The sequence below is a fragment of the Bradyrhizobium sp. WBAH42 genome, from assembly GCF_024585265.1.
Classification (GTDB): Bacteria; Pseudomonadota; Alphaproteobacteria; order Rhizobiales; family Xanthobacteraceae; genus Bradyrhizobium.
This window is the reverse complement of record NZ_CP036533.1, coordinates 4,994,888-5,015,026: the sequence shown is the minus strand read 5'-3', so window position 1 is coordinate 5,015,026 and position 20,139 is coordinate 4,994,888. Positions and strand designations below refer to the sequence as shown.

Sequence of the window (20,139 nt, the reverse complement as noted above, 5' to 3'; positions counted from 1 at the left end):
AAAGCATGCTTTTCGGGTGGGGTTAACTTATCGCGAGCTTCTAGATGGCACTGGCGCGCCAATAATAGCACGCGCCAGCATGGGCGCGATCAGCTTTGCCGGATCGATACGCTGCCCGTTTTCGCGTGCCACGGCCTCTGCATAGGCGACGAGATCCCGATGGACTGACGCTGGAAGCTCAGTGGTAACCTTGACCGGCTTGTCGTCTTCCAGCGCTCCTATTCTCAGCTTGGCCATCCCCTATCCTCCGTAAGGCGCAAGTATCAGGTCACGATTGACGACAACGCGAACCGGGAAGCCGGGTCGCACGGTCAGTGTGGGCTGGATGTTGAGGCTGCGCCGAACTACCTGCTGCCCGGTCTGGTTCAGTGAGTCCGAGGCGCCGTGCCGCAATGCTTGGATGATGGCGCTGTCGTTGCTGTTGGTGTCCGAGCCAGCCCCCAGTTCGGTGCCGACCGCTAGAAACGTCGATAGTGCCGCAGCCTTGAAGAGCTCACCCCAGTGATTGTCGACCTGGTCTTCGAGGCCTGCATATCCAGCGGTGTCAGCGCCAGGCTGCCGCTCGAGAACGACAGAACGTCCATTTGGCATGATCAGCCGAGTCCAGACGAGCAGAACGCGCGACTGGCCGAAAGTGACCTGGCTATCGTAGGTGCCGATCAGACGCGCACCCTGTGGCAAAAGCAGAAAGCGCCCGGTCGGCGTGTCAAAGACATTCTCGGTTACCTGCGCCGTGATCTGGCCAGGCAGCTCCGATCGTATCCCGGTGATCAGGGCCCCCGGAATGACCGTCCCGGCCTGCGCGATGTACGGCGAAGCTGGCCTCGCGATGCGGTCAGGGCTGACCGTACGACGATCCAAGGATGCGTTCACGAAGGCAAGCTTCCGGTCCTGGCCATTTTGCGCAAATCCGTCATCGCCTGCGCTCGACGCATTCGGCGACGTCACGCGCTCACTTCCAGGAACCGTAGCGGCGGACGGACGCACTCCTGCTCCACTGGTCGAAGCAAACAGATGACTGATGCGTGCTGCCTCGGTCTCCTGATCTTGGCGCTGCTGTTCCTGGTCCCCACCGATTGTCGGCGATGCCTTGAGCGGCAAGGATCGGTCGGCCGAGGTCCCCAGGGAGCGGCGGACCAAGCTGCGGGATTGGCTGGCGCAGAACGCCAGAATAGTCCTTTGGCAGCATCGTGATGCCGTCGGCAACGTTGTGATGGTCAGTGCTGTAAAGCTCATCGGCCGCCTGGTTTCGAGGGCGATTGTTCTGTAACGACCACAGCACAGTCCCACCGATGACGAGCAATACGACCGCGCTCCCTCCTGCCAAGACTTTTCGTGACAACCGTGTCACGCGCGGGTGCTCTGCTCTCAAGCGGAAGCTTTCGGACTGCTCCCCTTGTATCTCCGACTGAACTGCTTGCTCGTGATCGTTTACATTCCGAGTGTTCATGACGACGGCTTCCCGTCGGTCCTGACAATACGGACCCTCTGCTGGTGCTCGCCGCCAAGCCGCAGTTCGGCGGCAGCAAACAGCCGATCGACGATCAACACGTTGCCGTAAGCGCGATAGTTGACGAGTTCAGTCTTGCCATCTGGACCAATGACGAAGAGCGGAGGCATCTCGCCCTGCACGATACCTTGCGGGAATTCAATGTAGACCTTGCGGCCATCGTCATATGCGGCGAGGGGCCGCCAGGGAGGACTGTCCCCTTCGATCGTATAGCGGGAGATGCGCTGCGCTGGCTCCGGAATAACAGGTTTCAGAGCGACCGAGCGCGATCGTTCCCGTACCGTTTCTGGATAATACCAGGCAACAGACGGCATGTATGGCCGTTCGCGGGAGCGAAGCTCGATCAGGTAGGTGCGCCGGTCGGTATTGACCACCAAGTTGGTCTCGATTGAAGCTCGGGTCGGCTTGACCAGAATATGGACGCGCCGCGTGTCGCCGCTCCCGCTTTCGGTATCACCCACGACCCAGCGTACGGTATCTCCGGACGCGATCGGCCCTGATCCCGTCAGTTGCTCTCCTTCCTCGAGCGCGATATCCGTGATCTGCCCCGGTGCAGCGTAAATCTGATAGAGCGCCCCGGGACTGTAGGCGTAGATCTGCGCCGCATTGAAATATCCCCTCTTGCGAGGCTCTACTCGCGCAGCGCTGTTTGCGGTCTCAACCCGGCTCACCGGCTCGGTGTCTTCTTTCCCGCCTGACTTGCCGCCGAGAGCCGGCTGTCCCGGCCCAAGACAAAACCCTCCGTCCGTTCCAGGGAGCAACAACCATGCGATACCTCCACACCATGCTGCGCGTGCGCAATCTCGATGTCGCGCTGAAATTCTATGTTGATGCTTTCGGCTTGAAGGAGGTGCGGCGGATCGAGAACGAGAAGGGGCGGTTCACGCTGGTGTTCCTGTGCTCGGCGGACGATCTCGAAGCCTTGAAGAAGCAGCCGCCGACCCGCGGGGCGCCGCTGGTCGAGCTCACTTACAATTGGGACGAGGAGAAGTATGGCGAGGATCGCTTCTTCGGCCATCTCGCCTATGAGGTCGACGACATCTACGCCACCTGCGAGAAGCTGATGAAGGCGGGCGTCACCATCAACCGTCCCCCGCGCGACGGCAACATGGCCTTCGTCCGCTCGCCGGACCTGCACTCGATCGAGCTGCTGCAGAAGGGCGATCCGAAGCCGCCGCAGGAGCCCTGGGCGTCGATGCCCAATACCGGCCATTGGTAGGCCCTTTCGCGCAGGAACAAGCGCCCACTGCCCGCGTTCACCCTCCAAGCGATGCGATTGGAGGAGGATGCGATGGCGAGAGGGCTGTTGCTGTGGATGCTTGGCGTGCCGATCCCGGTGATCATTCTGTTGTGGCTGTTCTTCGGCCGCTGAGTGAAAGGCTTGAACTTTGCAATGAAAGCTCCGCCGCGTGCGGAGCTTTTTGCATGAGGGGCACGATGCAATCGCGCATCGCTCGGCGCGCCGAATTCCGCTATCACCCGCAGCAAGCGACAATGCGGGGAGACGCTTCATGCCTGACACCAAGCTGACGATCTGGGGCCGCGCCAACTCGGTCAACGTGCAGAAGGTGCTGTGGTGCTGCACCGAGCTCGGCCTCGCTTACGAGCGGATCGATGCCGGCATGCAATACGGCAAGACGCGCGAGGCCGAATATCTGTCGATGAATCCCAATGCGCGGATTCCGACGCTGGTCGAGGGCGACTTCGTGCTGTGGGAATCCAATTCGATCATGCGTTATCTCTGCATGGCGCATGGGCGCGGCACGCCGATCTACCCCGAGGCGCCGAAGCAGCGCGCCTCGGTCGACCGCTGGCTCGACTGGACGCTGGCGACGGTGCAGCCGGTCGACCGCCCGGTGTTCTGGGGCATCGTACGCACCGCGCCCGCCGAGCGCGACATGATCCAGGTGCAGCGCGATGCCGATGCCGCTGCCGAGGTCTGGGCGATCGCCGACCGCCTGCTCGCCACGCGCCGCTTCATCGAGGGCGATACGTTCACGCTGGCCGATATCGCCGTCGGATCCTATGCGCGGCGCTGGCTCGGGGTCGAGGGCATCAGCCGGCCGGCACAGCCGCACCTCACGCGCTGGCTCGCCGAGCTCGGCAAGCGGCCGGGATTTGCGCAATTCGTCGCACCGCCGATGTCGTGAGCACCTCGCGCGGGTCAAGCTGCGGCGATCGCGCGGGGAATCCTCGTTCCGGCGCGCGCCCCGCGGCGTCACGGCCGCGCTTGACGGCTACTGTGCATGGGGTTGTTTTCTCAACTTTTGACGTGCGCTAGCGCCAGCCGCGCTCGACCAGCAGCACGGCGATGATCAGCAACAGCGTCACCGCGGCGGTCGCAAGGCGCGCGGTCCAGCTGAGGCCGCGGCCGACCCACCACAGCAGCGCGCAATACATCAGCACGGGAACGATGATGTCGAGCCGCACCAGATCCGCAGGCATGGCCTTCAGCGCCGGATGGTGTCGACGCTGATCGCGCCGCCGAGCTGGACGCAGGTCCCGGTGCCCTCGACCATCACGAAGCGCGGGCCGTACGCGGCGCAGGAGCCTGCCTTCGCCTTCCCGGCCGTGCTGCCGGCCAGCGGCAGCGAGTTGCCCGCCTGTGGCGGCTCGGCAGGCGGCAGGCGCAGGCTCTCGGCCGCGGTCGCGGACGTGGCCAGCAGACAGAGCAGGATGAGGAGCGGCGTGCGCATCGCCGCCTTGTAGCCCGGACCGGCCGCGCGCGCCATCGGGCGGTCCGCGATCAGAGGAACCTGACGCCGGCCGACTTGCCGCGGCGCCAGATCACTTGGCAGCTCCGCCCGGTGCGCGCATCGCGCGCGAAGGCCATCCGGATCACGCCGGGAAGCTGGCTTGCGTCCTCGTCGAGGGTGATCTTGGCGCCCGAATCCGAAATGTCCTGGACCAGGCAGTGCCGCGCGGCGAATCCGCCGTCCAGCGTAATCCAGGCGTGCTGCGACAGCAGCTTGCGGGCTGCGCGCTTCTTCGGCGGTGGCATCGGCAAAATCTCCCCGTCCAGCGCTACGCAGGGAACCCTAACAAACCGTTGAAATCGCCTCCGAATGATCCCGGGCTCGGGACTATCCACCGGAGCCAAAAGACCGTTCCCGAACGGCTTGCCCGGGAGCGCAAAGGCCACTATACGTTCGCCCGCTGCAAGCCGCCGGACCCTGTTCGGCCGGCCAGCGGCCGTGCCGGGACAATCGGCAGGGCCCTGCGTTTGCTCCCTTCGTCTATCGGTTAGGACGCCACCCTTTCACGGTGGAGAGAGCGGTTCGATTCCGCTAGGGAGCGCCAGCCAGTCCGCAATCCCCCTCACCGCTGCTCCAGGAAGCTGCTGCCGACCTTCGCGCAGGCAAGCCCGACGGTATAGACGTGGATCCCCTCGATCAGGCAATGGTCGGGATTGAGGCCCAGCAGCCCGATCGAGCTTTCGGCATCGAGCGCCTCCGGTGCGCGGACGATGATGCAGGGATAATCCGCCGCGAGCTTCGCGTAGCTGTCCGGACGAAAGTTGTTCTTGAGGACGTGCGTGTAGCCGTTGTGGTCCAGGAGCGGGATCCTGAAGACGCTCGCATAGGCCGCAGAGAACCTGTCCCGCATCGCCTTGTCGCCCCAGAGCTGCACCGTCATGTCCCAGCCGTGGTTCATGTCGTTTTCCGGCGCGCGCACGAACATGCTGGAGACGTTGGCGCAGGCGGGGCCTGCCGCGACCACGGCCTTCGAGAGCCTGGCTCCGATCGCGTTCAAGCGATACGAATGCAGCGCTGCGCCGCGGGCTTCGATCAACGTCCCCGCGCTGATCGCCACGCACAGGCTGCCAGCGAGCAGGCTCAGCGCGGCCGACGGGACCGCCGGGACGAGCCGTCTGACCTGCACCACCACAAGGACCAGTACGCCACCCGTCAGCACCCAGGGCAGCAGCATGTAATGGACCGCATAATGCTTCGACGTTGCCACGAGGTGCGCGGCATAGATGAGGACGGCGGCACCGAGCGTCAGGCTGACCGGATCCCGCCAGCTCCGGCTCCTGACGCACCAGGTCAGCGCCACGGCCGCGGCGACGACGTACACGGCGAGCACAAGCGGCGCGGCTTTGACGATCGCGGCCATGTTCGACCAGAATATTCCGAAATCAATGAACCCTGGCTCGCCCTCGCCGTAGTTTCCCTTGTGGGTGGCGATTTGCGCAAGCCATCCGAATCCGCGCGTGATCGTTCCCGGATTGAAGATCAGGCTGAAGCCAACGAAGCCGATCGCCCCGGCGATCGTGGCGGCGACGAACGCACGCCTGTTTCTGAGCAGGCACACGGCGAACAGCGCCTGCGGCAGATAGAGATATTTGGTCGAAAATCCGACGGCGAAGATGACCCCGGACACGACGCCGAGCCCCGTCCCCGGCGGGCGCGCATCGAGCGCGGCCTTGATCACGATCGCCATGCCGAACAGCGCGAAGGCGGCCATCAGGCTTTCCGGCGCAAGCACGGTCTGGAAGTGAAACGAGTCGGAGTGCACGAACGCACCGGCCTGAAACAGCATCGCAGCGATCGCGCTCTGGGTCGTCCGACCGACGATGAGTCCGCTCGCCAGCAACGCGCCAGTGAGCGCCAGCGCCTCTCCGGTTCGGCCTGCCCATGTGATGGCATCGTAGTGTTCGAGCCCGAACGCGACGATATCCCCGGCCCCGGCGACCAGAGCCCAGCCCCTGACGATCAACGCGACGAGCAGCGTCGTCGTCGTACCCGGGTGATCGAATTTCAGCGAGCCGTATCCCGCCGCCATCGCCAGCCCGTTCATCGTGTAGGCCGATTCCGGATCGACCTGGACGCCCCAAACGGCCTGGTAGGCCGAATAGAGCAAGGTCGCCGCCAGATACAGCGACGGCACGATGAGGATCAGCAGCGTTCTGATCCTTCCGCTCAACCGTGCGTCGGGAAAGCAATCGTCTGACATATCGAACCGTGGCTTCCGCGGCCTAGATCGCCTTGATTTTGAAGAAGGCGAAAGCCACCATCTTCAGCAACATCCAGCCATGGCGAAACCTGGAGATCTGAGTCTCGCCGTACGTGCGCGCGGCATAGCGGATCGGGAGATCCACGGTCTTCAGGTTGAGCTTCGATGCGCCGAAGATCAGGTCGAAGTCGCCGAACGGATCGAAATCACCGAAATAGGCCTTGCCGGCCTTCAGGCGCTGATAGTCGCTGCGGCGCAGAACCTTGGTGCCGCACAGCGTGTCGGTATAGCGCTGATTGAGCAGCCAGGAGAACAGATAGGAGAAGATCTTGTTGGCGATCAGGTTGAGGAAGCGCATCGCGCCATCGTCCATGGGATAGACCAGGCGCGATCCGTTGACGAATTCGCCCTTGCCCGCCTGCAGCGCCTCGACGAATTTCGGAATCTGCTCCGGCGGCATCGTCAGGTCGGCGTCGAGAATGATCAGCACGTCGCCGCGCGCCGCGTCGAAGGCGGTGAAGACGGCGTCGGCTTTGCCCTTGCCCGGCTGCCGCATCACCTTGATGTCCTTGGATGGATGCGCCTGCTTGACCCGCTCCATCTCCTCGAACGTACCGTCCTGGCTGTGACCTTCGATGAAGATGATCTCGATGTCGCTGCAGAAGTCGGGAATTCGCAGGACCGCAGGCTCGATATTGCCGCGTTCGTTGCGCGCCGGGACGACGACGGTGGCCGAAGCGAATTCTTCCCTCGCGCTGCGGCCGGAGCGAGCGACCAGATAATGCCGAAGCGCCAGTTGGCGGATCCCCGGGAGCACGCTGACGAAACGATTGAGAAAACGGCCGACCCCGAACATCCCGACCGGAGAGAGCACTTCACCGGATCGAAATCCGCAAGCCTGGCAAGGCTGCGCAGGTCGGTCGGCGACAGCACGTTCTGGTCCGGTTGCGGCATCCGCAGGCCGACGAATTCGGCGAATTTCAGCAGGGGATACCAGAGATGCGAGAAGTAGCCGATCACCAGGCGCGTATTCCGCGTACAGAACGGATGCAGCTGGGCGATGAACCTCTGACAATCCTCCACCGAACCGATCGTATCGAGGACGAGGATATAGTCGAACGGACCTTGCAGCCCATCGAGCGTCGCGGGGTCTTCGGCATCGCCTTCGATGAAGGTGAGATCGGGGTGGCGCTGCCGCGCGATCGTGATTTGCTTGCGACAGAGATCGACCCCGACGCCATGTGATGGCGCAAGACTCGCGAGCGTATCGCCGATGCCGCAACCAATGTCGAGGACGCGGCTTCCCGGCGGGATCAGAAACCGGAGATAGCGCTCATCCTCGTCGTGAAAAAAGCGGTTCCTCTCGCGCCACGCCACGCGATCCGCGGCGATCCGGTCGGCGTGATCTAGAATTCCTGCCTTCCGCGGGGACAGGCAGTCGGAGACGACTGTCATGTCCATGGCAAGACGCAGGTTTCATTGAGCCTGCTCGAACTGAAACGGACCGCAAAATTCAACGCCGCGGCGCAGGACGCCGCAGCCACCAAATTAGACATCAATATGGTCCCCCAGACCTAATCGTACTCAAGCGCAACTGGAGAGCGAGATCAACAGGAAGATCATCGACGTGGATCGCCGGATATGCCGCCATCCATTCGTCCTCGGCCGGCGACGATGAGCGGCAAAATCCGTTACCCGGCATGAACTCCCCAGCCCTCACCCGCAACCAATGTCTGAAGGAAACCACCGCCGCGGCGGCGCCGCGCATTGAAGGATCTGGTTCGACTCATGGAGCAGGGCAAGCCGACCTTGGAAGGCCAGTCCGGCCTCCCCTCCACGACGACCACGCCACTGGCATGGATGCGCCGCACCGCGCCATATTCGCCGGAGCGACGCGCCAAAATGCTCGAGCACATGGCGCGCGCCCGGTCGGCGCCGCGGCCCCAGGCCGATTTTGCGCCGGCCGCACCCGTGCCGTCTGGCAGCAGCGCCAAGGACGCTGTTAGCGATGTCATCGCCTACGTCGTCCTGTTCGGTGTCGGCGGGCTGCTCTTCCAGTCGCACGTTCCTCTCTATTTCGGCGCGTTTCTGTTCCTGACCGACGGCGAGCGCATTGAACGCGCGCTGGCAAGCATCGGTATCCGCCTCGAGCCCGAAACAATCGGCCCAGACCTCGTCAAGCGCTCTGTATTCTGGTTCGGATGGTTCGCGTTGCTCGGCGCTTTGAAAGGCTCCGTCCCCGTGTGGCTCGCACCATGGATGCCTCCGACCGAGTCATGGCCTTCCCTGGCAGGCATTGCCCTTCTGCTCGCCGTCGTCGAGGCATTGACGGCGCTCGCATTGCGGCGCGCATTGCCGCGTTTGGGATGGGAGATCCGTCCGGACGCCCCGACGTGGAGGACGATCCAGTTCGCCGGGGCCGCTGCCGCGCTGACTATTCTGGTGCTGTTCGGACTCCTCTAGGGGCCGCCGCGGAGCGCCGTGTCTTCGCTGCACCCTGAGTGGACAACGCTGTGCGATTGCCTGTAGCACAACGGGGCTTTATGCCGCGCGCCCTACTGTGCCGCCGAGCCGCGCATTTACTGAAAGTTTACCCCTGCTCTTGGGCTTCAGTATCATTTGCTTAGAGTTTCGCAGTTACCGTGAAAGTACGGAAGTCATCCAAAGCAGATTGGCGCTCATGTCCGTCGCAGAATTCCTGAGGCAGCGAGCAGTGGATGTTGCGGTCAGCGGCAGCTACTCGCTGCCCCGCTGGTACGATTGCGAGGGCAAGCTCCGCAGTTTCGCCTGCCGGACCAAGCGCGTCTCACCCTTCCGGATGATCGTGGACGTGCCTGTGGTCGGCAAGGTCGGCGAGCGCTTGACCTCTTACTTCCAGGATTTCGGCGAATTCCAGGGCACCATCAGTGCGACATTGAAGGCAGGCTTCCTGATGGAACTCGAGATGACGCGGGCGCGGCGCGCCTGGATGTCGGAAAAGCTGACCTGGCTGGAGAAGAAGCAGAAGGATGCCAGCGTTCGGGAACTGCGGCGTGACGCGCGTTTCGTTCCGCAGATCTCGCACACCGTCCTGACCCTCGCGGACGGCAGCAGCCATTCCTGCTTCATCATCGACGTCTCGACGGCCGGCGTCGCGGTGTCCTCCGAATACGATCCGGCGATCGGAACCCCGCTTGCTGTCGGCGGCTGCGTCGGGCGGGTGATCCGCAAGTTCGACCACGGCTTTGCGGTCAAATTCGCCGAAAAGCAGGACCGGGACGACCTCGGCCGCCTGATCGTGCGCGCGCCCTTGCTGAAGTCGGCCTGACCCTCCGCCACGCCGCCCTATAGCGGCCCCAATGCCGGATCAGCTTTTGCAGGTCTGTGCCTCGGGCCGGACGTCATTTTGCAGACTTGCGATCGGGGGACCGAATGGCAGTCGACAAGATCACGGCTGAAAAGATCAAGGTTGGTAAGATCACCTGGGACAGGGTCGGCCGGGTCACCGAGCCCGGACGCTACATGTACACGTTCGGCTGGCTCACCATCACCGCCGGCGATCTCGAGATCTGGAAGCGATACCCGCAGGCCGCGTTCACGCTGCTGGCGCAGAGTTCCGAATCGCCCGACTCCGCCGGCGAGGAATTCCATCTCGGCGCCTTCGACGTCGCACCCGACGCGCCGCCTGCGATCACCACGCACTGAGCTGGAAAAAGCGCGGACCGTCGCGGGAACGCCTGGCATGGGCGTTGCTTTATCATCGCCATGATACACATCCCTGCCGTCGATCAGGCCTTTATGTTGCTGCTCATCGTCCTCTGCCTCGGCACGTGCCTCGTCCGCGCGTTCTGGGAGCTGGAGCGGTTGCGCGCACGCCGGATCGACGCCCCGCGCCACGGGCACATAGCGAAGCGAGACTAGGACCGGCCGCCGCCGGGCCATGTGCGCCGGGAATCGAAGAAACCAACGCATTGCCTTGATCTGGCTTGCAAATCTCAATCCCGCGCCCGCCGCGCACTCGTTGCCATGGATGACGAGCATCTTTTGTCATGCAATTGATTGCGCTTGTATTCCACCTCGTAACGGGAGAGGAGCGCATGAACGGCAGCTGTCGCGCGTGTTAAGCGACCCGACAGCAGGCGCATGACACATGGTCGCATCGGTGAACGTAGATAAGCGGATCAAGGGAACCTATTTTCGGCGCCAATGTACCTGATCGAAGCGCTCCCCACCGTCATTGGAACTGCCGCCATCGCCCCGGCGCTGCTGATGCTCTGGCTCGTCATCGCCGCCGAAGAGCGGCCCGGCCCGCCGGCCCAGGTCTGGACCGCATTCCTGCTGGGGGCGGCCAGCATTTCACTCCTGGGTCTCGCGCGCGCCCCCTTCGCCAAGATGGTCGCCGCCCCGGACGACCCCTGGGCGGCGCTGGCCATGCATTCGATCTTCGGCGTCGCGCTGCCCGAGGAGGCCGTCAAGGTGGTCGCCATCGTGCTGGTCTCTTCCACCAAGCGGCGGACCTTTGCCAATCCGATGGACACCGTGGTCTACGGAGCCGCGGTCGGCCTCGGCTTCGCCGCCTACGAGAACCTCGCCTACCTGGTCCAGCACGCCGACATGTGGCGCTCGCTAGCCGCGCTGCGCAGCGTCCTGACCGTGCCCTTCCACGGTGCGCTCGGCATCATCGCGGGCGCCTACCTGACCATCGCGCGCGCCGGCACGGCGCTGGGCGCGAACCGCCATCATCGCGATTGGGCCCGTCTGTCCAGCCGGCTGTTGATCTTCGCCGGCCCGCTCGCGCTGCATTCGGCCTTCGACTTCCCGCTGCTGACGCTCCAGCGCATGCCCGATCTCGATCCCAGCTTGCGCATGTGGCTGGGCGCGGCGAGCCTGTTGATCGGCTTCGGCTCGATCGCCTTTGCCATCCGCCTGGTCCGGCGCGTCGCTCGCCACCATGCGCCGCGGACCGATGTCGCACGCGAGCGGCTCAGCCAGCTGCGCCGGATGTGGGCGCTGCTGCTCGCCGGCGGTGGCATCGGCTTTGTCGGGCTCGCCTTCGTCCTGACCTCGATCCATCACTGGCTGATCAACCCCGAGCGTAACCTGACGCTGGCGCTGATCCCGATCGGTTTCGTCTCGATCCTGCTCGGCCTTGCGCTTCTGATTGTCACATCGGCGATCTACATTCTCGGCCGCAACCGCATCCGCACCAGCGCGGAGGGCTTCTCCTCGGCGCCCGGCAGCAGTTGATCCACCGCATGGCGAACGCGCCATCGGCCTACTAGATTGGGGTAATCCTCTCGTTCCGGAGCCCGACGATGACATCGCCCGAGGAATTTGCTCGCCTCCAATCCGAGATGAACCAGGCGGTCAAGACGCATTGGAAGGCTTTTCTGTTCGAAGGCATCCTGCTTGCCGTCCTCGGCATTGCCGCGCTTGTCCTGCCGCCGCTCGCCAGTCTTGCGACCGCGATCTTCCTCGGCTGGATGTTCCTGATCGGCGGCATCGGCGGACTGATCGCGACCTATTGGGCGCGCAGCACGCCGGGTTTCTGGTGGTCGCTGATCTCGGCTGCGCTGGCCGTGCTCACCGGCATGCTGCTGTTGGCCCGGCCGATGCAGGCCGTGCTGACGCTGACCATCGTGCTCGGCGCCTATTTCCTCGCCGAGGGCGTCGCCACCATCATGTACGCGCTGGAGCACCGCCGCGAGCTCAGCGGCCGCTGGTCGTGGCTCCTGATCTCGGGCCTCGTCGACATCGCGATCTCGTTCATGGTGATCACGGGACTGCCGAGCTCGGCGGAATGGGCGATCGGCGTCCTCGTCGGTATCAACCTGCTGTTCGGCGGCGCCACCCTGATCGGCATGGCGCTGGCGGCACGCAAAAGCAACACCTGAGACGCGCGTTGCGTCTTGTGCCGTCGCGGGGGGTGACAAGGCGCCAGCGGCACGCTATATGGCCTTCCCATGATCACCGTCGCCACCAGCTATTTTTGGTACTTTAGCTACGACAGCTCGCTGGCGGCGGGAGGATCGCGCTCAATCTAAAACATTGCAGCAAACGTCCGAACAGCCGCCAGACCTGGCGGCTTTTTTATTGGCCGGCAGGTTCTAGAACAGACAGGAGCCCGCCGTGCTGAGCACGACCGACGATCTTCGTATCCGCGAACTGAAAGAGCTGAGCACGCCTGAAGAGGTGATGCGGGAAGTCCCCCGTACGCTCACCGCAACGCGTGTGGTGATGGCCGCGCGCAACGCCATCCACGCCATCCTGAGCAATCAGGACGACCGCCTATTGGTCGTCGTCGGCCCATGCTCAGTGCATGATCCCAAGGCCGCGCTCGACTACGCCGAGCGCCTGGCAAGACTGCGCGAGGATCTCGCCGATCAGCTCGAGATCGTGATGCGGGTCTATTTCGAGAAGCCGCGCACGACGGTCGGCTGGAAGGGCCTGATCAACGATCCCGACCTCGACGGCAGCTTCGACATCAACAAGGGCCTGCGGCTCGCGCGTAACGTGCTCGCGGCCGTGAACAATCTCGGCCTGCCCGCCGGCACCGAGTTCCTGGACATGACCACGCCGCAATACATCGCCGACCTCGTCTCCTGGGCTGCGATCGGCGCGCGCACGACCGAGAGCCAGATCCATCGCGAGCTGGCATCGGGGCTGTCCTGCCCGGTCGGCTTCAAGAACGGCACCGACGGCAATGTGCGGATCGCGGCCGACGCGGTGAAATCAGCCTCGCATCCCCATCATTTCATGGCCGTCACGAAGCTCGGCCGCTCGGCGATCGCCTCGACCGCCGGCAACGAGGACTGCCACATCATCCTGCGCGGCGGAGCTGAGCCGAACTACGACGCGGCAAGTGTTGCAGCCGCCTGCAATGAATTGACCAAATCCGGCGTTGCCCCGCTGGTGATGGTCGATGCCAGCCATGCCAATTCGAGCAAGAAGCCGGAGAACCAGCCGCTGGTGATGGCCGATATCGCCCGCCAGATCTCGGGCGGCGAGAGCCGCGTCATGGGCGTGATGATCGAGAGCAATCTCGTCGCCGGCCGCCAGGATGTCGTGCCGGGCAAGCCGCTCACCTATGGGCAGAGCATCACTGACGGTTGCATCGACTGGGCAACGACGTCAAAGACGCTCGAGCAGCTCGCCGACGCCGTCGAGATCCGCCGCAACACCCAGCGCGCGGGACTGCACGAGAGGTCAGCCTGACGGATCACTGGGTTAGATGGCTCGTTCCTCACCTCTCCCCGACGGGGAGAGGTGAAAGTCTCAGCAGCCGCGGCAGATGCTTTTGATCTTCTTGTCGAGCGCCTGGTTTTCCTTGCTGAGCGGATCGTTCGCATCGCTCAGATTCTTCTCGCTAGGCACATCCCCGGCACGCGGCTGGCGATGACCGACCGGCGCCGGCAACACCGATCCGGACGATGCGCCGCTTGATGTCGATCCCTTGGAGCCGCCGGTCTGCGCAACAGCCGCGCCGCCAAGCAAGACCACGAGCGATGTTGCCAGCATGATCTTCTTCATGTCCGTTTCTCCATTCTCAAATCAAGCGTCCATGCCATCGCCCCTCATGTCTCGGGCGGATAGAGATGAACGTCGCCGCAATAGTCGACGATACGATAGCGCGTTTCCGATTCCGCTTCACGCGCCTCGTCCGCGGTATTTTGCACCGCCAACACGTAATTCGGCCCTACCGGCGACTTGCCGGCGCCGCCGGGAATGTCGATGACATAGTCCGGTTGACACAGGCCTGACACCCGTCCGCGCAACTGCCGCATCAAGTCCTGGCCTTGCGCCAGCGTCGTTCGCAGATGCGCGGTGCCCGGCGCGAGATCGCCGTGATGCAGGTAATAGGGCTTGATCCGGCATTCGACGAAAGCTCTCATCAAATCCGACAGCGCGGCGATGTCGTCGTTGACGCCGCGCAACAGCACGGACTGGCTCACAAGCGGTATACCAGCATCGACGAGCCGCGCACAGGCGGCGCGCGCGGGACCCGTCAGTTCCCGCGCGTGGTTGGCGTGTACCGCGACCCAGGTGGCCGCGCCCGCGACCTTCAGGGCCGCAACCATCTCAGCGCTGACGCGTGCGGGTTCGGCCACGGGAACGCGGGTATGAAGACGGATGATCTTGACGTGATCGATGGCCGCAAGATCGGCCATGATCTCGCTCATTCGCCGGGGCGACAGCATCAGGGGATCGCCGCCGGTCAGGATCACTTCCCAAATCTCGCCCTGCGTCCGGATGTAGTCGATCGCGGTTCGATAGGCACTCTCCGACAACGCATTGTCCTTGCCGGGGCCGACCATCTCGCGGCGGAAGCAGAAGCGGCAGTAGACCGCGCAGACATGAACGAGCTTGAACAGCACGCGGTCGGGATAGCGGTGCACAATTCCGGCGACCGGCGAATACGGGTGATCGCCGATCGGATCGGCATTCTCGCCCGGCTGCGCCTCGAGCTCGGCCGAGGTCGGAACGAACTGCCGCGCGATGGGATCGTCGGGATCCGTCGGGTCGATCAATCCGGCCAGATCAGGCGTGATCGCCACGGCATAGCGCGCGGCGACGCGTTCGAGCGCCGGCAGCGCCGATGCAGGCGCCAGCCCCTCGGCCACCAGCTCGGCAGGCTCGCGCAGAGTGCGTGCAAGATTGGTCTTTGTCATCTCTCATCCGCTGGGGGTGTCCACACCACCTGATCAATTCGTGTCGCGCCGCTCGCCAGCATCACCAGCCGATCGAAGCCGAGCGCGACACCACTTGCCTCCGGCATTGCGGCAACCGCCGTCAGAAAATCCTCGTCGAGCGGATAGGCTTCGCCGTAGCGGCGCTGCTTCTCCGTCATCGATTCCGTGAAGCGTTTGCGCTGCTCCTCGGCATCGGTCAGCTCTCCAAAGCCGTTGGCGAGCTCGACGCCGCAGGCATAGACCTCGAAACGTTCGGCGACCCTCGGATCGACCGTCTTCACCCGCGCCAGCGCCGCCTCTGGAGATGGGTATTCGAACAGGATGGTCAAACGCCCCTGCCCCAGCTGCGGCTCGACATGCTCGACCAGGACCTTGCTGAAGATGTCCGACCAGGTGTCGTCCTCGGCGACACGGACCTTTCCGGCTGCCGCCGCGGCGAGCGCCGCACGGTTACCCTCGCCGCCCGAAATTGTCGACAGCAGGTCGATGCCGGCAAAGTGCTCGAAGGCGCCCGCGACGGTCAGCAGCTCCGGCTCGGCGAAGGGATCGGCGGTCCGGCCGCGGAAGAAGAAGGTCCCGATCCCGGTCGCCTGCGCCGCACGGGCGATCACCACGACGCAATCAGCCATGATGGCATCATAGGGGGCGCCTGCCCGGTACCATTCCAGCATGGTGAACTCCGGCAGATGCAGGTCGCCGCGCTCGCGGTCCCGGAACACCCGTGCGAACTCGAAAATCCGCGTCTCGCCCGCCGCCAGCAGCTTCTTGCAGGCGAATTCAGGCGAGGTCCGCAGGTATCGGCTGGCCCGGCTGCCGTCCGGCCGCATGATCTCGGTCCGGGGGGCGTGCAGATGGGTCTCGTTGCCCGGAGAGACCTGGAGAACGGAGGTTTCGACCTCCACAAACCCTTGTTCGGCGAAAAACCCCCGCAAAGCTCCGGTCACGGCGGCCCTGGCCTGGAGGAACGGCCGCCGGTCGAGGTGCCGCGAGGGCGACCAAAACGGCGACATCGGCTTGTCCCCAGCCATCAACCGACCGCCCCGGCCGGCAGCAAAGTGCTGGCATCCAACGGCAAAATCAGTATGTTGCGGCCCGAAACGGGCGCCGAGGTCCGATTTGAGGCCCCAAGTCCCCCATCAATTCGACCACGTCCTGGCTGGTGCCGGGCCAAGCAAGCAGGAAATACAGCTTTGAGAGTCATCGCCAGTTCTATTCGCAAGGGCAACGTGATCGAGCAAGACGGCAAGCTCTACGTCGTCGTGAGCGCCGAGAACATCCATCCCGGCAAGGGCACCCCGGTCAGCCAGATCGAAATGCGCCGAATCTCGGACGGGGTAAAGATCTCGGAACGCTACAAGACCACCGACCAGGTCGAAAAGGCCACGATCGAAGAGCGTAACTACACCTACCTCTATGAGGATGGCGACGGCTACCATTTCATGAACCCGGAGACCTACGACCAGGTCCAGGTTTCCAAGGACGTCGTCGGCGACGCCGCCGCCTATCTTCAGCCAGACATGACCGTCAAGCTGTCGACCCACGACGTCAATGTGGTGTCGATGGCGCTGCCGCAGCGCGTGACGCTCGAAGTGGTCGAAACCGAGCCCGTGACCAAGGGGCAGACCGCCTCCTCGTCCTACAAGCCGGCGGTGCTCTCCAACGGCGTGCGCACCACCGTGCCGCCGCACATCTCGGTCGGCACCCGTATCGTGGTGATGACCGAAGACGGCTCCTACTCCGAGCGCGCCAAGGACTGACGGGGAACCGAGCGATCGCAACAGGTACCGCCGGGGGGCGAGGCAGTGGTTGGGAAGGGTTTCCGCTTCGTCTCGCTGCATCTGGCGCTGCTTTCGCTCCTCCTTGCCACTCCCCTCGCTGCGGATGAATTCCGCAGCCCCTCGCTGACGGCCCTGCGCGTCGACTGGCGCGCGGCGCTCGACCAGCTTCGCAGCGAGATCAACAGCCGTCCCCAGATTGCGGGCGACTTCATCTTCGTACCCCGCCGTACAGTGCCGCGCTACGACCCGCGCGCGATGCCCGCACTGGTGCAGCTCAACGCGATCTCCTCGCGCTTCTTCACCGGCATTACCCGAAGTCCCGTCCCCGTGCTGCTGCCGTTCGACGCCGCCGCGTATCTCGATGCGCAGCGCAGCGGCGCGCCGGCTACGCTCGCGCTGTCGCGCTACCAGGCCGATTTCAATCCTGTCGACATGTTCGATGCCGGGCCTGCCGGCTACAGCGCGACCTTCTCGCTCGATCCAGGCGCCGGTGAGGGCATGCCAAGCCGGGTGTACGCAAGGCCTGTCGAGGTGCAGATCACGGGCTCGGCGCTCGTCTACGACATCGCCGATCCCGCCGGGGGCAAGGGCGAGCCAGTCAAGCCGCTCGCAGCAGCCTACCCGGATCTGCGCAGGTTCATCCGGGAAGGCTATGTGCGCTACGCCTTCACCCGCTTCGGCGCCGCCTATGTGGTCTCGATCCAGTGCCTCGACAGCGTCGCGAGGCCGCGGCGGCTCGCCTGCAAGGAGGCCTATCCGGTCGCCGAGCGTTTCCTGAAAGCGCTGCGCATCGCTGGCGGCCAGCGCATGCGGCCACTGACGGACGTTGCGTCCAACATCATCGATCGCCCCGCGGTGCGTTCACCGGATTTCAGCTACCGGCCGAGCGGCGACATCATCCCGAACACCGGCTACCGCAAACAGGGCGGCCATCCCGACGCTATGGCCTACGCCCAGATCCGCTTTCCGCTGGAGAAGGCGCCCGCCTTCGTGCGCTCGCAATCCTACGGCAAACGTGACAAGAGCGAAGGCCCGACCGCCTTTCCCTGGCGCGACAATTTCTGCGAGTCGCGCAGTTTCGAAGTGTGGCAATGCGGCGGAGGCTACGGCCATCAGGGCGAGGACATCCGCGCCGCCGGCTGTCCGCCGCCCGGCGAAGGCCGCGAGCCCTGCGATCCCAAGCAGCGCGGCGTCGTCGCCGTGCGTGATGCAATCGTCATCCGCGGTGCCAAGGACCAGGCGGCGACGCTTCAGGTCAATAGCCGCACCGAGCACATCCGTTTCCGCTACATGCACATGAATCCGCACGCGATGAACGCCGACGGCCTCGTCAACGGCCGCCTCGTCAGCGAAGGCGAGAAGATCGGCGTGGTCTCGAACTATCTCGACCGTCCCGCCGGAACGTCGCTGCACCTGCATTTCGACGTCCAGGTATTCACCCGCGACGGCTGGATCTGGGTCAATCCCTACGTCACGTTGGTATCGGCCTATGAGCGGCTGATCCGCGCGCGCGGCCGCGAGATCGGCCCGGAGATCGCAATCACGTCGCAACCGGTGGCCCATGCGCTGCCGCAGGACGTGCTCAAGCCCGACTTGCGCGAGGGGGCGGGCGGCGAGGAGAACTGAGAGCGTACTCGTTCGTTGCCGGAGCGTGCATCTGGTCGCGCATCTCGCCGGCTCGAACGAAGAAGGACAGGTTGATGAGTGTCGGACTGATCGGTCTTCTCGACGACATCGCGGGGATCGCAAAGGTGGCTGCAGCCTCGCTCGACGATGTCGCGGCCCAGGCTGCCAAGGCGGGCACAAAGGCGGCCGGCGTGGTCATCGATGATGCGGCGGTCACGCCGAACTACGTCATCGGTTTTGCATCGAAGCGCGAACTGCCGATCGTCGGGAAGATCGCGATCGGATCGCTGCGCAACAAGCTGCTGATTCTGCTGCCCGTTGCCCTGTTGCTTGGCTATTTCCTTCCCGCCGCGGTCACGCCGCTGCTGATGCTGGGCGGCGCCTTTCTCTGCTATGAGGGCGCCGAAAAGGTGCTCGAAGCCGTGCTGCCGCATCATGCGCACCAGCACGAAGCTCAGCTGCAGCCGATTGCGTTGAATACGCGGTCGGTCGAGGACGAGAAGGTCGCAAGCGCCATCAAGACGGACTTCATCCTGTCGGCTGAGATCATGGCGATCACGCTGGCGGCTATCCCTGCGGGCAGCATCTGGACGCAGGCGCTGGTGCTGGCGCTGGTCGGCGTCTTCATCACCGTTGGGGTCTATGGCGTGGTCGCCTTGATCGTGAAGGCGGACGATGTCGGCATCGCCCTTGCGCGCTACGGCGGCACTTCACTCGTTGGCCGCGCGATCCGCTTGCTTGGACGCGCGCTCGTCCGCGGCATGCCCGCCTTCCTGGCGGTGCTGAGCGCGATCGGCACCGCCGCCATGATCTGGGTCGGCGGCGGCATCATCCTGCATGGCATCGAAAAGTACGGCCCGCCCGCAATTGGTGACACGGTCCATGCCGCAACCGAGGCTGCCGCACATCTCCTTCCATCCGTTGCCGGCATCGTCGAATGGTCGGTCGAGGCAGCCATCTCGGGCGCGCTTGGACTGCTCATCGGCGCGGTTGCCATTCCGGTCGTCGAATACGGACTCGCACCGGCATGGAAACGGCTGAGGCGATCGCGATCGGCCTGAGCACGGGTGTCGCGAATGCCCCGTGTAGGCTACTCCAGGAAAGTCGTCAGCTGCGCGCCTTCATCGGCCACGAACACCGCAATCAACTCCGCCGGCTCCGTCATACTGGCATTGGCCGAGACCAGGTGCGTCGAGCCCGGTGGTTCGAAGAAGGACTGGCCGACGCCGAACGTCTCGACCGGGCCGCCGCCGAGTTGCGAGCGGATCTCGCCCTTGGTGATGTAGGCGGTAACGGATCCCGCGTGGCGATGCGGCCGCGAAAACCCGCCCGGACCATAGGATACGCGCACGATGGTGACGCGCTTGCCCGGGACGTTCGGCAGCGCGTAGGAGCCGATCGGCTCGACCTTGTCGAGCGGCGAGCCCTCCGCGGCCGTGGCGCAGAGCGGGGTCAGTACGCCTGCGACGGTGTCCATCGTCACCGGCAGCGTCTTGCCGATCGCGAGCGCGCAGGCGACCCCTGCGACGACGGCGAGCGTCGTCGAACGCGACGGCGCCGGCCACTGCACGGCAGAAAAGCTCATGGCTGTCATCGTGAT

At 64.4% G+C, this 20,139-nt stretch carries 20 protein-coding genes, 1 tRNA gene and 3 pseudogenes; 12 read left to right on the top strand and 12 right to left on the bottom strand.

Annotation, left to right across the window (positions count from 1 at the left end; all coding sequences use genetic code 11):
• Positions 1–27: 27 nt before the first annotated feature.
• The 3 genes and pseudogenes from DCG74_RS23425 to trbG form a co-directional block, all read right to left on the bottom strand.
• On the bottom strand, positions 28–237 hold the full coding sequence (locus DCG74_RS23425) for a DUF2274 domain-containing protein (protein ID WP_172789227.1): 210 nt from the start codon (positions 235–237) through the stop codon (positions 28–30).
• A gap of 3 nt (positions 238–240) precedes the next feature.
• A pseudogene (locus DCG74_RS23420) lies at positions 241–1,450 on the bottom strand (TrbI/VirB10 family protein).
• Positions 1,447–2,229, bottom strand: a pseudogene (gene trbG, locus DCG74_RS23415) (P-type conjugative transfer protein TrbG); the annotation flags it as partial. The pseudogenes trbG and DCG74_RS23420, both read right to left, overlap by 4 nt.
• Before the next feature lie 47 nt (positions 2,230–2,276).
• On the opposite strand from trbG, the gene DCG74_RS23410 reads away from it, so the two are divergent.
• The gene (locus DCG74_RS23410) at positions 2,277–2,729 is read left to right on the top strand and encodes a VOC family protein (protein WP_172789182.1); all 453 of its coding nucleotides are present in this window, start codon (positions 2,277–2,279) and stop codon (positions 2,727–2,729) included.
• A 292-nt stretch (positions 2,730–3,021) separates the two neighbouring features.
• Entirely contained in the window at positions 3,022–3,660 is a 639-nt protein-coding gene (locus tag DCG74_RS23405; RefSeq protein WP_172789181.1) for a glutathione S-transferase family protein, read from the top strand.
• Between the two features lie 127 nt (positions 3,661–3,787).
• Here DCG74_RS23405 and DCG74_RS23400 read toward each other — a convergent pair whose 3' ends face one another.
• From DCG74_RS23400 to DCG74_RS23390, 3 genes are read right to left on the bottom strand one after another with little or no spacing between them, the layout of a single operon-like run.
• A complete protein-coding gene (locus DCG74_RS23400; RefSeq protein ID WP_172789180.1) occupies positions 3,788–3,955 on the bottom strand; it encodes a hypothetical protein in 168 nt (55 codons plus the stop codon).
• 5 nt (positions 3,956–3,960) lie between these two features.
• The gene (locus DCG74_RS23395) at positions 3,961–4,206 is read right to left on the bottom strand and encodes a hypothetical protein (RefSeq protein WP_172789184.1); all 246 of its coding nucleotides are present in this window, start codon (positions 4,204–4,206) and stop codon (positions 3,961–3,963) included.
• Between the two features lie 50 nt (positions 4,207–4,256).
• A complete protein-coding gene (locus DCG74_RS23390; protein ID WP_172789179.1) occupies positions 4,257–4,511 on the bottom strand; it encodes a PilZ domain-containing protein in 255 nt (84 codons plus the stop codon).
• Between the two features lie 224 nt (positions 4,512–4,735).
• Between DCG74_RS23390 and DCG74_RS23385 the strand changes: the two genes are divergently transcribed.
• Positions 4,736–4,810, top strand: a tRNA-Glu gene (locus DCG74_RS23385).
• An 18-nt stretch (positions 4,811–4,828) separates the two neighbouring features.
• On the opposite strand, the gene DCG74_RS23380 is transcribed toward DCG74_RS23385, so the two are convergent.
• Positions 4,829–6,436, bottom strand: coding sequence for a hypothetical protein (locus DCG74_RS23380; RefSeq protein WP_172789178.1), 1,608 nt, complete (start codon positions 6,434–6,436; stop codon positions 4,829–4,831).
• A gap of 52 nt (positions 6,437–6,488) precedes the next feature.
• Positions 6,489–7,927 (bottom strand): annotated as a pseudogene (locus DCG74_RS38855) (glycosyltransferase).
• Between the two features lie 306 nt (positions 7,928–8,233).
• On the opposite strand from DCG74_RS38855, the gene DCG74_RS23365 reads away from it, so the two are divergent.
• The 6 genes from DCG74_RS23365 to DCG74_RS23340 all read left to right on the top strand — a co-directional run bounded on the left by DCG74_RS23365 (position 8,234) and on the right by DCG74_RS23340 (position 13,660).
• Complete coding sequence (locus DCG74_RS23365) at positions 8,234–8,929, top strand: hypothetical protein (RefSeq protein ID WP_246709030.1); 696 nt, start codon at positions 8,234–8,236, stop codon at positions 8,927–8,929.
• A gap of 217 nt (positions 8,930–9,146) precedes the next feature.
• Complete coding sequence (locus tag DCG74_RS23360; protein WP_172789177.1) at positions 9,147–9,773, top strand: PilZ domain-containing protein; 627 nt, start codon at positions 9,147–9,149, stop codon at positions 9,771–9,773.
• 104 nt (positions 9,774–9,877) lie between these two features.
• Positions 9,878–10,150: a hypothetical protein gene (locus DCG74_RS23355; RefSeq protein ID WP_172789176.1), complete on the top strand. Its 273-nt coding sequence runs from the start codon at positions 9,878–9,880 to the stop codon at positions 10,148–10,150.
• Between the two features lie 501 nt (positions 10,151–10,651).
• Entirely contained in the window at positions 10,652–11,692 is a 1,041-nt protein-coding gene (locus tag DCG74_RS23350; protein ID WP_172789175.1) for a PrsW family glutamic-type intramembrane protease, read from the top strand.
• 68 nt (positions 11,693–11,760) lie between these two features.
• Positions 11,761–12,339, top strand: coding sequence for an HdeD family acid-resistance protein (locus DCG74_RS23345; RefSeq protein ID WP_172789174.1), 579 nt, complete (start codon positions 11,761–11,763; stop codon positions 12,337–12,339).
• A 235-nt stretch (positions 12,340–12,574) separates the two neighbouring features.
• Positions 12,575–13,660, top strand: coding sequence for a 3-deoxy-7-phosphoheptulonate synthase (locus DCG74_RS23340; protein WP_172789173.1), 1,086 nt, complete (start codon positions 12,575–12,577; stop codon positions 13,658–13,660).
• A 60-nt stretch (positions 13,661–13,720) separates the two neighbouring features.
• On the opposite strand, the gene DCG74_RS23335 is transcribed toward DCG74_RS23340, so the two are convergent.
• The 3 genes from DCG74_RS23335 to epmA are packed head-to-tail and all read right to left on the bottom strand — an operon-like array spanning position 13,721 to position 16,163.
• Positions 13,721–13,975, bottom strand: coding sequence for a hypothetical protein (locus tag DCG74_RS23335; RefSeq protein WP_172789172.1), 255 nt, complete (start codon positions 13,973–13,975; stop codon positions 13,721–13,723).
• A 44-nt stretch (positions 13,976–14,019) separates the two neighbouring features.
• A complete protein-coding gene (locus tag DCG74_RS23330; protein WP_172789171.1) occupies positions 14,020–15,114 on the bottom strand; it encodes a lysine-2,3-aminomutase-like protein in 1,095 nt (364 codons plus the stop codon).
• The gene (gene epmA, locus DCG74_RS23325) at positions 15,111–16,163 is read right to left on the bottom strand and encodes an EF-P lysine aminoacylase EpmA (RefSeq protein WP_172789170.1); all 1,053 of its coding nucleotides are present in this window, start codon (positions 16,161–16,163) and stop codon (positions 15,111–15,113) included. The genes DCG74_RS23330 and epmA overlap by 4 nt, the downstream gene beginning before the upstream one ends.
• A 162-nt stretch (positions 16,164–16,325) precedes the next feature.
• Here epmA and efp point away from each other — a divergent pair, with 162 nt between their 5' ends.
• From efp to DCG74_RS23310, 3 genes are all read left to right on the top strand, one after another.
• Positions 16,326–16,892 carry an elongation factor P gene (efp, locus tag DCG74_RS23320; protein ID WP_172789169.1) on the top strand — a complete coding sequence of 189 codons (567 nt, stop codon included), beginning with the start codon at positions 16,326–16,328 and terminating at the stop codon, positions 16,890–16,892.
• Positions 16,893–16,937: 45 nt separating this feature from the next.
• Positions 16,938–18,539, top strand: coding sequence for a DUF4397 domain-containing protein (locus tag DCG74_RS23315; RefSeq protein ID WP_172789168.1), 1,602 nt, complete (start codon positions 16,938–16,940; stop codon positions 18,537–18,539).
• Positions 18,540–18,613: 74 nt separating this feature from the next.
• Complete coding sequence (locus DCG74_RS23310) at positions 18,614–19,600, top strand: DUF808 domain-containing protein (RefSeq protein WP_172789167.1); 987 nt, start codon at positions 18,614–18,616, stop codon at positions 19,598–19,600.
• Positions 19,601–19,629: 29 nt separating this feature from the next.
• On the opposite strand, the gene DCG74_RS23305 is transcribed toward DCG74_RS23310, so the two are convergent.
• A complete protein-coding gene (locus tag DCG74_RS23305) occupies positions 19,630–20,133 on the bottom strand; it encodes a cupin domain-containing protein (protein WP_172789166.1) in 504 nt (167 codons plus the stop codon).
• Positions 20,134–20,139 lie beyond the last annotated feature (6 nt).